An 11,556-nucleotide genomic window follows, 5' to 3' on the forward strand; every position below is an offset into this window, starting at 1 on the left:
GGAAGCCGGGGTCTCACTCATCTGTTTTCCTCTCCAATGCGGTCGACACCTAGAGTCGAGGGTACCTGCTGGAGAGGACCACCGCGTCCTATAGCCGGCTCGGATCTGCCAGTAGCGCCACCACCTCCGCCAGGAACAAGGCACCCGGATACCCGTCGATCAGACGGTGATCGATCGTCAGGCTGAGCGTCATCTCCGAACGCCACGCGATCTGGTCACCGTCGCGTTGGGGCACCTCGCGCACCCGTCCGACCCCCAAGATCGCCGGTTCGGGCGGGTTGAGGATCGGTGTGAACGCGTCGATGCCCTGCCCGCCCAGACTCGTGACGGTGAAAGTGCCGCCCTCGAAATCGGCCGGGGTGAGCTTGCCATCGCGGGCCTGGCCGGCCAGCCGCGCCGTCACTGGCGCCAACTCGGCGAGGGCCAACTGGTCGGGATCGCGGACGACCGGAACCACCAGTCCCTCAGGCATCGCTACCGCCAACCCGATCCCGATAGCCGACGACGAGACGACCTTCTCGCCTTCGATATGGGAGTTGATCTCCGGGTGTTTCAGCAGCGCGAGAGCACAGGCCCGGATCACCGCATCGGTGAACGATGGTGGGCGCCCGCCTTGCCAGCCTTCGCGCAGTTTCGTGAACTCGCTGACATCGGCCGTGCTCACCAGGGTGAGCTGCGCACTCGTTTGCAGCGACTCGGTCATCCGCTGGCCGATCACCTTGCGCATCCGCGACATCGGCTTCGCGTCACCTGACCCGGCGATGGCGGCCTTCACATCGTCCACCGTCACCCTGCCACGCGGTCCCGAGCCTTTGATCGAGGCCAGGTCCACACCATTCTCGGCTGCAAGCTTGCGAGCCAGCGGCACCACCTGGACCCCAGGCCCGCCACCACCTCGGACCGTCTGTCTGCCGGAGCCTTCCCGTCGCCTGTCCTGATGTTGATCGTCGACCTCGCTGGGTGAACAGGCGGAGACTTGCGGAGCTTCGGCCGTCTCGCCGGGCGCCAAGATGAGCCCGAGCACGGTATTGACCGGCACCGTCTGTCCTGCCTCGACCAAGATCTGGCCCATCACCCCGGCGAACATGGCATCCACCGAATTCGAGGTCTTGGCCGACTCGACTTCGAGCAACGGCTGGCCGATCTCGACCTGGTCACCGGGCGCCACCAGCCACTCGGTGACCGTCCCCTCGTTCATCGACATGCCCCACTGAGGCAATTTGATCTGCTGCGGCATGAGCGTCCCCGTTCAGTCCAAGACCTCGCGCACCGCCGCAGCGACCCGCTCCGCGGTCGGATAGAGCGACCTCTCCATCGTCGCGTTGTACGGAATATGGGTGTGCGGAGTGACGACCCGCTTGATCGGGGCATCCAGCAACCAGAAACCATCCTCGGCCACCAGCGCCGACACCTGCGATGCGATGGACCCGAAATCGTGGCACGGATCGGCGATGACCAGGTGCCGGGTCTTCTCCAGCGACTTCAGAATCAGATCGAGATCCAACGGGAAGATGGATCTCAGGTCCACGATTTCGACGCTGATGCCCTCCGCCGCAAGCGTTTGCGCGGCGGCCTCGGCAACCTGCAACGCACCCGAAACGGTGACGACCGTGCAGTCGTCGCCTTCGCGCTTGATGTCGGCGGCACCCAGCGGAATCGTGAAATCGGTGTCGTCGGGTACCTCACCACGCATCCCACCCAAGGAGAAGTCTTCGAAGACGACCACCGGATCGTCGGTGCGGATGGCTGTCTTGAGCAACCCGTAGAGGTCGGCCGGCGTTGCCGGCGCCACGATCTTCAAACCGGGCAGCGTTGCCAGCGTCGATATCGGACGATCGGAATGCTGGGCCGCGTTACCGACCCGGTACATCATCGGCATGCGGATCGTGATCGGCAGCTTCGCCTGACCGCCATAAAGATAAGTCGACTTCGAGATGATCGAGGTCAACTGATCCATCGCCACGTAGATGAACGGGGCGATCTCTATCTCGATAATCGGACGCATCCCGACCATCGCCGCGCCGGCACCAGTGCCCAGATACCCGTTTTCGGAGATCGGGGCGTCACGCACTCGTTCATGCCCGAATTGGTCGACCAGAGAACCATTCGCGTTGACCGTCGAACCGATCATTCCCCAGCTGACGTCCAGGCCCATCAAGAAGACTTTGTCGTCCCTGGCCATCTCTTCGCGTTGCGCCTCGACTATCGCGTCAAGGTAACTCATGGTGCGCATCTTCGTCGCCTCTCAATGCCTGATAGCAACGGGTTCGGTGAACAGATGGACGTAGGCGTCCTCGAGTGGTGGCTCCGGGGACTGGCGTCCGAATTCGACAGCCTGGACGACTTCGTCCGCGATCTGGTCGTCGATCTGGTCGAGTTCTGCCGGATCGAGACCGAACTCGGCTGCTTTCTTGCGCAATAGCGTGATTGGGTCGCGATTAGCTCGCCAGTCGTCGACTTCTGCCTTGTCACGATAGGGTTCCGGATACGGGCCGATCGCATGGTTCTCGAAACGATAGGTGCGGGTCTCCACCAGAGACGGGCCATCGCCTGCCCGAGCCCGGTCGACCGCCTTCTTCACGGCTTCGTAGACCGCCAAGAGATCTTGGCCATCGACCACTTCGCCCGGCATCGCATATCCGGCAGCGCGCGCTGCGATCGACTCGGACGCGACGACCTTGCGCCAAGCCGTGTACTCGCCATAGCCATTGTTCTCGCATACATAGACCGCCGGCAGCTTCCAGATGGAAGCGATGTTCAGCGACTCATGGAAGGTGCCCTCATTGGACGCGCCGTCACCGAAGAAACACAAGGTCACTCTGTTGCCACCTTGCAGTTTTGTGCCCAGTGCGGCGCCTGTGGCGACCGGCAGCCCGGATCCGACGATGGAAGTCTCACCCAGGGACCCGATCGAGAAGTCGGACAGGTGCATGGAGCCACCCTTGCCGTGATTGACCCCGTCGACCTTTCCCATCAGCTCCGCCATCAGCTTCTTGATGTCGGCGCCCTTGCCGATGGGATGCCCATGCGAGCGGTGGGTGCCGACCATAAAATCGTCGTCGGCGAGCGCCATACACGAGCCGACGATCGAAGCCTCCTGCCCGATGGAGGTATGGAAAGCCCCGTAGAGTTCGCCCTTCAGGAGCAGTTCTTTTGTAGTTTCCTCGAATTGCCTGATCCTGCTCATTCGCCGGTAGGCCTCGATCAGTTGCTGATTGTCCAGTGACACGCTGCACCCCTTTCCCGGGGTCCTCGGTCAGACCATTTCGGAAGACCCCATCGCATGTGAGCCCCGTCCGCGCCCGCTTCTTTGCGGGTCTACCTACGCTATGTCTCGGACCACGACTTGTCAATGGGGTCAGCTTCCCGGTATTTGACAACGAGGGTCCTAGTCGATCGGGTAGCCCTCGACCGGCCCCGAGGTCGCCGGAATCCAGCCCAGTTCCGGTGCGACATACTCCGCGAAATTGCGCAAGATCGACAGGTTCGCCTCGACACCCAGCGTGTTCGGGATGGTCAGCATCAAGGTGTCCGCGGCCGCTATCGCCGGATCGGCCTTCAGCTGATCGATTAAGACATCCGGTTCGGCTGCGTAGCTGCGTCCGAAAGTGGCATTGCCGCCGTCGAGATTGCCCACCTGATCGGACGAGGTCGCCTGCAACCCGAAGAGCTGCCGGTCGCGGTCGGTGACCAGCGGGAAGATCGAGCGCGAGACCGAAACCCGGGGCGTCCAGTCGTGCCCGGCCTGCTTCCATACCGCCCGGTAGCGGGCGATCTGCTCGGCCTGGAGTTCGCCGAGCGATGTGCCGTCCGCCTCGGATACCAGGGTGGAACTCATCAGATTGACCCCGTCGCGGGCGGCCTGTTCCGCCGTCTTCTTGGTGCCCGATCCCCACCAGACACGCTTGCGCAGCCCCGGCGATTGCGGGAAGACCGGCAGCGCAATGCCTGGTTGGTAGATCCGCGGGTACTGCTCGTCCAGCGAGGCGGCCCTTGCCACGCCACGACCTTCGACAGCGGCGAGCAACAACTCGAACTTCGCGCGCGCCATGTCTGCCCCGTTGGATGCCTCGGCCTGGTATCCGAAGGCCTTCCAACCCTGCTCGGCGGGTTCTGGCGATCCGCGGGAGACACCCAGGGCAACTCGTCCGCCCGCCAGCAGATCCAGCGCAGCCGCTTCCTCCGCGAGATAGAGCGGGTTCTCGTAGCGCAGATCGATGACTCCGGTGCCAACCTCGATGTTCTTGGTCGATCCTGCGATTGCTCCGAGCAGTGGCATCGGGGAAGCGCCCTGCGCAGCGAAGTGATGGACGCGGAAATACGCGCCGTTGACGCCGAGCCCATCGGCGAACCTGGCCAAGTCGAGCGCCTGACGCAATACCGTGCGTGCGTCCGGACCCTGCTGTCCGGGAAGCGCGTAATGGCCGAAACTGAGGAATCCGAAGGCCTTCATACCGCAAGCTTAGGAGAGGCGCCACCTACCCGACAGCCATCCGTCATCGGCTGAATACGCGTGAGCCCTCCGCGGCTCCGTAGACCCGGACCTCCCACGGACTCAACCGCCCCGCTGCCGGCAACTCGACGTCCGATCCTGCGGGCAGATTCGCGGCAACCAATCGCGCGTCGGCCGGTCCTTCCGGCCTGAGCAGGTCTCAATATCACAGTTCGGTAACGACGTATTGCGTCAATGCGTTTGACGTCCTTAGCGTGAAGTCAAACGTTTGACGGATCTCTTGGACTGTTCCGCCAAATGATTGATGTCAAGGGAGTCATCATGATCACGTTGAAGGACTTGGCCGCGGCGGTCGGCGTATCCGCGTCAGCGGTCTCCCTCGTACTGAACGGCCGGGACACCGGCCGGGTCAACCCACAAACGGCACAACGCATTCGTGAAGCCGCTCACGACATGGGCTACATACCGAACGTCCTGGCAAGGGGCCTCAAGACCAGGCGCACCCACACTATCGGCATCATCTCGGACGGGGTCGCAAGCGTTCCCTTTGCGGGCCGGATGCTCGAGGGCGTGCAGTCAGCAGCCTGGGATGCGGGCTACCTCGCGATGATCATCGACACGACCGGCCGGCCCGAGCTGGTTGAGCAGTCGTCAAAATCTCTCATGCAGCGCGATATCGAGGCGCTGGTCATGGCCGCGGAATACCACCGGATGATCGAGGTTCCAGCCATTCCGCCGACTATCCCGGTCATCGTTCTCGACGGGGTACCAGACGACCCAGCCCGCGCCGACAGCGTTGTGCCCGACGAATTCGGCGGTGCCTACGCGGCGACCTCACACATAGTCGGGGCGGGCCATCGCCGTATCGCATTCTGCACCGTCGCGGGCAAGCACTATATTGCCGGCCAGCTGCGGCTCGACGGCTACCGGCAGGCACTCAATGACGGCGGGATCACCCCCGACCCAGCGCTGGTGATTGAGCTGCCCGATTTCTCCACAGCCACCGTATTCCCACTTGTCAAGAAGCTTCTGGACGACCCCGGCCGCCCTACCGCCGTGTTCTGCTTCTCTGACCGCATCGCGTTCGCCTGCTACCAGGCGTGCGCCGACCTAGGGCTGCGTGTTCCTGACGACCTCTCGATCGTTGGCTTCGACGACCAGAGGTTCATTGCCGACGCACTCCGACCCGGACTGACCACCGTCAGGCTGCCCCATTTCGAGATGGGCAGCTGGGCGGCCGCGCAGGCATTTTCCCGAATCCAGGGCGAAGCGGGCGCCGACCATGTGGCCCATAAAGTCACCTGCCCGCTTGTCATCCGGGAGTCTGTAGCCCCGCTGTGATGGCAACACCGCCCGCTGCCGGTGCAGGCTCCCTCATCAATAGCCGACACCCATATCCACGCTTCATCCAGATATCCGGAGGAAGAATGACCCTGAAGAGAACAATCCGCCGTACCGTGGCCGCGGCCACGGTCCTGACAGTTTCGCTCACCGGCTGCCTGAGTTCCACCAGCGGCGGCGACAACGACGGTGACACTTTCACCATCGTCCAGTACGAAGACCCGACCACGGCTCAAGGCCAAGGCTGGCAACTCGCTCTGCAGATCTTTAAAGAAATGCACCCAGATGTGAATGTGGACTTCCAGACCACGAGCTTCGACGCGATGCGCCAGAACGCCAAGATCACGCTCACCGGCAACAACGTGCCTGACGTCATCGAATTCAACAAGGGCAACTCTGATGGCGGTCAGCTCGCTGGCCAAGGCCTGCTGCAGCCGCTTGACGAGGCCGTCCGCAAGTACGGCTGGGATGCCAAGATCACTGGCTCAATGCAGGCCTTCGCGCAGTACAACGAGATAGGCCTGGCAGGTTCCGGCCAATGGTACGGCATCCCGAATATCGGCGAATACGTGATGCTCTACTACAACAAGGATCTGTTTGCCCAGGTGGGCATCACTGAGCAGCCGGCCACACTCGACCAGCTCGAGGCCGACATGGACAAGCTGCTGGCCGCAGGCGTCACCCCGATCTCGTCGTCCGCGTCCACAAGCCAAGGCTTCAACCAGATGTGGGTCTGGTATTCACTCGTCTCGGCGGAAGCCAGCCGCCAGCAGATCGACGACTTCATGTTTCTGCGCGAACCGATCGACTTCTCCCAGGAGCCGTGGGCCTCGGGAACCCGGCGTTTCCAAGAATGGATCGACAAGGGATACGTCGGCGAGCAGCTTGGCGGGCTCAATTTCGAGCAGGCGACTGTCAACTTCTTGCGTGGCGATGCGGCCATGGTGATGTGGAATCAGGGCACCTTCACCCGGGTGCGCGACGACGCGTCATTCGACTGGGGATATTTCACGCTGCCTGGGGCAAGTATGCAGATGGGGTCGAGCGGCCACCTGTGGGGCGTCCCCGCGAAGGCCGACAACAAGGACCTCGCATATGACTGGATTGACATCACTCTCAGCGAGGAGGTGCAAGACAAGATCGGCCAGCTCGGCGGCCTGCCGCTCGCCGGTGACGCGTCGATCATCGAAGATGATCTCACCCGCGGCTACACCGAGCGTTTCAACGATTTGCTCGCCGCCGACACGCTGAGCTTCTACCCCGACTACCCGGTGCCCGGATTCCTCGACTTCATCCAATCGAATATGCAGGCAATGTCGAATCGCAATGAGACCGCCGACGACTACCTGGCCAAACTGCAGGAGTTCTACGACGACGGGCGAGAGATCGCCATCGAGGGCTGATCATCCGATAAGGAGACAACAATGTCAACACAAACAACCATCACGAAGCGGTCCGCACAGCGGCGGGCCGGGTACTGGCTCTATCTCGCGCCACTCACTGCCGGATTCCTCGTCGTCGTCGCGGCACCTTTTCTGATGAATGTCTACATCAGCCTGTTCAAATGGAAGGGTGGTCTCGCACCCATGCGCTGGGAGGGCTTGGGAAACTATGCCGCGCTGTTCACCGACCAAAGGTTCTGGGATTCCTTCCTGAACTCAGTGTTCATGATCATCGCCATCACCGTTGCACCCACCATCATCGGCATCCTGCTAGCGGCACTATTGTTCGACTATCTTGGGCGCAAATTCGGCGACAAGACGATCGCCGTGCTGCGGGCAACCTACTATCTACCCCAGATTCTGCCGATCGCAGTGGCGGGCTTCATCTGGGCGTGGATCCTGCAAACCCGCAACGGCGCTCTCAACGTGGTGCTGAGTGGCCTCGGCATCAACTCACCCCCCGACTGGCTGGGTGACCCACAGGTGGCAATCTTCGGCGTCATGCTGATGCTCTGCTGGCTGCAGATCGGCTACCCAGTCGTCATCTTCATGTCTGCCCTGCAACGCGTAGATCCCGAACTGTACGAGGCCGCCGAGCTAGACGGCGCGAACTGGTGGCGCAGATTCCAAGCGATAACAATTCCACAGATCAGGCCCGAGATTTTCGTCGTCGTGCTCACCGCAACGATCGCGGCCCTCAAAGTGTTTGCGCCCATCCTCATCCTCACCGGCGGGGGACCGGAAGAATCGACGGTCGTGCCGTCCTACTACGCCTACCGCAACTTCTTCGAGCTTTCCCGCGTTGGCTATGGCGCAGCCATTGCCACCGTCATGTCAATCGTGATCTTCGTCATTGCTGCGGTGATGCTGTGGTGGCAGAACCGCGAAAACCGAACGGAGCGTGCCTAATGTCTGTGACCACCGCAACCATCCCGAAAGGCCGGAGCTTGACTCAGGACAAGCCACACCGCACCGTCACGGCCTGGCTTATGCTCGCCCTGGCGGTCGCCGTGGCCCTCGTCATGGCGGCTCCATTCCTCCTGCTGCTGCTCAATGCGTTCAAGACGGGTGCCGATTACTCCGCGCATGGGCCACTGGCCTGGCCCACCACGTTCACCTTCGATGCATTCGCCGACTACCTCGGTCGGGTAGATTACCCGCGCGCGCTGTTCAACTCGATCGTAAGCTCCGCGATTATTGCTTTCGCCGGGACCACCCTTGCACTGATGGCGTCCTATGCGATCGGCATCGGCCGCATCCGCGCAAACACGCTGATCACCGCCTTGCTGTTGATCGCAACTATGGTGCCTCACGAATCGCTCATCTATCCGCTGTTCTACGGCGCGCAGGCGACTGGCACGATTAACACAATCTGGTCGGTGATAATCGTGTTCACCATTCTCTACGCCGCATATGGCACCTATATTCTGTCGAGCGTGATGTCGACATTCCCGTACGCCATCCTGGAGGCGGCCGCGATCGACGGTGCCGGACGCTGGCGCATTCTGTGGCAGGTGGTATTCCCGATCGTGCGCCCAACCTTAACGGTGCTTGTCGTGTTCATCTTCATCTGGTCGTGGAACGAGTTCTATATCCCGCTCGTGTTGCTCGGAGATCCCGCCTCGCAGACCGTGCCGATCGCGCTGTCGACCCTGCGCGGACAGCACTCCATCGACGTCACCGTGCTCAATGCCGGGTCGTTGTTGTCGCTCATCCCAACGCTGGTATTCTTCCTGATCTTCCAGCGCACGATCAGCCGTGGCGTGACCGCTGGCGCTGTGAAATGATCTGATATCCGGTGGCCGGCGATCTGCGGGCCACCGGTTGCCCCGCACTGCGAGCAGAACGAAAGAAAGCACGAACATGCCCATCCAGTGGAAAAGCCTTCGCAATCAGGGCACGATCCGCAGCCATTCGATCAACGCGGAGAACCCGACGGGGGCGCCCGGCTCGGCTGCCGCAGCCAGTTCGAATCTTGGTCCTGGCAGGAAAGGAAGCGCGTGGCTCGAGCTGGCCGCGGGTGAGACTGCCACCTTGGCCGATATTGCTGGCGCAGGGGTCATCCGGCACATCTGGATCACCGTTGCCGACAAGACTGCGGCAGGGCCTTACGTGCTCCGCGACCTCGTGCTGCGAATGTTCTGGGACGGCACGGAGTATCCACAGGTCGAAGTTCCCTTGGGCGACTTCTTCTGCAACGGATTTGGCGAACGCGCCCTGGTTACCTCCGAGCCGATCGTCGTGGCGCCGACCAGCGGAATGAACAGCTACTTCCCGATGCCTTTCCGCGCCGGGGCCCGCATCGAATTGGCCAGCGAACATGGTGGCCCGATCGGCGGTGTGTTCTTCCAGGTCGACTACACCATCGGCGACGACTTCGACGATTGGCCCGGCTATTTCCACGCCCAGTGGCGGCGCAGCAACGGCACAACCGCTCACGGCGAGGACCATGTCATCCTCGATGGCGTCGCCGGGACCGGGACCTATGTCGGCACCTATGTGGCGCTCGCGTCGCTGCAACGGTTCTGGTGGGGCGAGGGTGAGGTGAAATTCTATCTGGACGGCGACACTAACCTGCCCAGCCTGTGCAGTACAGGTCTGGAGGACTACGCAGGCGGAGCCTGGGCATTTCAAGATGCACTGCGGACCGAACCCGCACCGAGAATCGTCACCTTCAGCGCGCCCTACTGCGGCTATCCCTTTGCAAGCGCCACTGACACGACAAAGGCCTCCGAGTTCTCTACCTCGATGCTGCCCATGCACGCCCTCTACCGGTGGCACCTGCCCGATCCGATCTACTTCAAGGAGCGCCTCAAAGTCACGATGCAGCAGATCGGTACCTGGGATCACGGCCTATTCGAGCGATCCGACGACATCTCCACGACCGCCTACTGGTATCAGACGACGATCAGCACGCCGTTCCCCGCACTACCTTCGGTTGATGATCGCACCCCGCGTTGAGTCTGCGTCTACCGCTGGGCCGCCATCCGCCAGGCCCGGCCACAGTCGCCCCCAACCCGAGCGGGCGTTTTGCTGCGCCGGCACAAGCTGGCAACCGGTCGGCATGCGGCGTTAGATACTGTTCAAACTCGCGTAAGCTAGTCAGCGCGCGCTGTGGCCGAACCTCCGATGGGTTCGGTCTTTTCATGTGCTGCGCCCTACAGCAGGAGCTCCATGCCAAGTCGTTCAGATCTGCGCAATGTCGCCATCGTCGCCCATGTCGACCACGGCAAAACCACACTCGTAGACGCCATGCTTTGGCAGTCCGGCGCTTTCCGCGAGGGCGCAGATGTCGAGAAGCGAGTGATGGACTCGATGGATCTGGAGCGCGAAAAAGGCATCACCATCCTCGCCAAGAACACCGCCGTCCACCACACCATGGCCGACGACGGCTCCGACCTGCTGATCAACATCATCGATACCCCCGGTCACGCCGATTTCGGCGGCGAAGTCGAGCGCGGCCTGGAGATGGTCGACGGCGTGCTGCTGCTGGTGGACGCCTCCGAGGGTCCGCTGCCGCAAACCCGTTTCGTGCTGCGCAAGGCGCTGGCCAAGAATCTGCCGATCATCCTGGTCATCAACAAGGTCGATCGTCCGGACGCCCGGATCGACGAGGTCATCGAGGAGACCTACGATCTGTTCCTCGATCTGCTTGAGGACGACGAGACCGACGTGCTCGACTTCCCGGTCATCTACGCGTCCGCCAAGGCTGGTAGGGCCTCGCTGACCAAGCCTGCCGACGGCGGGCTGCCCGACGACGCCAACCTGGAGAAGCTCTTCGAGACGATCCGCGACTTCATCCCGGCGCCGACCTACCACCAGGATGCGCCGCTGCAGGCGCACGTCACCAATCTGGACTCCTCGCCCTATCTCGGACGCCTGGCCTTGTGCCGCATCGTCGAGGGCACCATCAAGCGCGGCCAGACAGTGGCCTGGTGTCGTCGCGACGGGTCCGTCCGAAACGTCAAACTGTCTGAGCTACTCATCACCCAGGCACTCGACCGCGTCCAAATCGACGAGGCCGGCCCCGGCGACATCATCGCTGTGGCAGGAATCCCCGAGATCAACATCGGCGAAACCCTCACTGACCCCAACGATCCGCGTCCGCTGCCGCTGATCCATGTGGACGAACCGTCGATCTCGATGACCATCGGCATCAATACCGCACCCCTGGCGGGCAAGTCGGGCAAGAATCTGACCGCCCGGCTGCTGAAGAACCGGCTCGATCAAGAACTGGTCGGCAACGTGTCGATCAGGGTGCTGCCGACCGAGCGTCCGGACACCTGGGAGGTGCAGGGACGAGGCGAGCTGCAGTTGGCG

10 protein-coding genes are annotated in these 11,556 nt (G+C 62.3%); 6 read left to right on the forward strand and 4 right to left on the reverse strand.

All coding sequences use genetic code 11. From position 1 onward, the window contains the following. Positions 1 to 88 precede the first annotated feature (88 nt). From AAFP05_RS03890 to AAFP05_RS03905, 4 genes are all read right to left on the reverse strand, one after another. Positions 89 to 1,237, reverse strand: a complete 1,149-nt coding sequence (locus tag AAFP05_RS03890) for a dihydrolipoamide acetyltransferase family protein (protein ID WP_341728546.1) — start codon at positions 1,235 to 1,237, stop codon at positions 89 to 91. A gap of 12 nt (positions 1,238 to 1,249) precedes the next feature. After that, positions 1,250 to 2,224: a transketolase C-terminal domain-containing protein gene (locus tag AAFP05_RS03895; protein ID WP_341728547.1), complete on the reverse strand. Its 975-nt coding sequence runs from the start codon at positions 2,222 to 2,224 to the stop codon at positions 1,250 to 1,252. A gap of 21 nt (positions 2,225 to 2,245) precedes the next feature. Beyond that, positions 2,246 to 3,229, reverse strand: coding sequence for a thiamine pyrophosphate-dependent dehydrogenase E1 component subunit alpha (locus tag AAFP05_RS03900; RefSeq protein WP_341728548.1), 984 nt, complete (start codon positions 3,227 to 3,229; stop codon positions 2,246 to 2,248). Positions 3,230 to 3,388: 159 nt separating this feature from the next. Continuing rightward, complete coding sequence (locus tag AAFP05_RS03905; RefSeq protein ID WP_341728549.1) at positions 3,389 to 4,453, reverse strand: LLM class flavin-dependent oxidoreductase; 1,065 nt, start codon at positions 4,451 to 4,453, stop codon at positions 3,389 to 3,391. 321 nt (positions 4,454 to 4,774) lie between these two features. On the opposite strand from AAFP05_RS03905, the gene AAFP05_RS03910 reads away from it, so the two are divergent. The 6 genes from AAFP05_RS03910 to AAFP05_RS03935 form a co-directional block, all read left to right on the forward strand. Next, complete coding sequence (locus tag AAFP05_RS03910; RefSeq protein ID WP_341728550.1) at positions 4,775 to 5,794, forward strand: LacI family DNA-binding transcriptional regulator; 1,020 nt, start codon at positions 4,775 to 4,777, stop codon at positions 5,792 to 5,794. 86 nt (positions 5,795 to 5,880) lie between these two features. Continuing rightward, the gene (locus tag AAFP05_RS03915; RefSeq protein WP_341728551.1) at positions 5,881 to 7,197 is read left to right on the forward strand and encodes an extracellular solute-binding protein; all 1,317 of its coding nucleotides are present in this window, start codon (positions 5,881 to 5,883) and stop codon (positions 7,195 to 7,197) included. A 21-nt stretch (positions 7,198 to 7,218) separates the two neighbouring features. Further along, on the forward strand, positions 7,219 to 8,145 hold the full coding sequence (locus tag AAFP05_RS03920) for a sugar ABC transporter permease (protein ID WP_341728552.1): 927 nt from the start codon (positions 7,219 to 7,221) through the stop codon (positions 8,143 to 8,145). Further along, positions 8,145 to 9,023 carry a carbohydrate ABC transporter permease gene (locus tag AAFP05_RS03925; RefSeq protein ID WP_341728553.1) on the forward strand — a complete coding sequence of 293 codons (879 nt, stop codon included), beginning with the start codon at positions 8,145 to 8,147 and terminating at the stop codon, positions 9,021 to 9,023. The genes AAFP05_RS03920 and AAFP05_RS03925 overlap by 1 nt, the downstream gene beginning before the upstream one ends. A gap of 247 nt (positions 9,024 to 9,270) precedes the next feature. Continuing rightward, entirely contained in the window at positions 9,271 to 10,197 is a 927-nt protein-coding gene (locus tag AAFP05_RS03930) for a glycoside hydrolase family 172 protein (RefSeq protein WP_341728554.1), read from the forward strand. A 213-nt stretch (positions 10,198 to 10,410) separates the two neighbouring features. Then, positions 10,411 to 11,556 (forward strand): GTP-binding protein (locus tag AAFP05_RS03935; RefSeq protein WP_341728555.1); only part of this gene is annotated, 1,146 nt, incomplete at its 3' end.

The organism is Brooklawnia sp. (genome assembly GCF_032229645.1).
GTDB lineage: Bacteria > Actinomycetota > Actinomycetes > Propionibacteriales > Propionibacteriaceae > Brooklawnia.

What these genes read in the sequence shown, in the direction of transcription:
- AAFP05_RS03890 (WP_341728546.1), bottom strand. Translation starts at nt 1,237, where the DNA reads ATGCCGCAGCAGATCAAATTGCCTCAGTGGGGCATGTCGATGAACGAG.
- AAFP05_RS03895 (WP_341728547.1), bottom strand. Translation starts at nt 2,224, where the DNA reads ATGAGTTACCTTGACGCGATAGTCGAGGCGCAACGCGAAGAGATGGCC.
- AAFP05_RS03905 (WP_341728549.1), bottom strand. Translation starts at nt 4,453, where the DNA reads ATGAAGGCCTTCGGATTCCTCAGTTTCGGCCATTACGCGCTTCCCGGA.
- AAFP05_RS03910 (WP_341728550.1), top strand. Translation starts at nt 4,775, where the DNA reads ATGATCACGTTGAAGGACTTGGCCGCGGCGGTCGGCGTATCCGCGTCA.
- AAFP05_RS03915 (WP_341728551.1), top strand. Translation starts at nt 5,881, where the DNA reads ATGACCCTGAAGAGAACAATCCGCCGTACCGTGGCCGCGGCCACGGTC.
- AAFP05_RS03920 (WP_341728552.1), top strand. Translation starts at nt 7,219, where the DNA reads ATGTCAACACAAACAACCATCACGAAGCGGTCCGCACAGCGGCGGGCC.
- AAFP05_RS03925 (WP_341728553.1), top strand. Translation starts at nt 8,145, where the DNA reads ATGTCTGTGACCACCGCAACCATCCCGAAAGGCCGGAGCTTGACTCAG.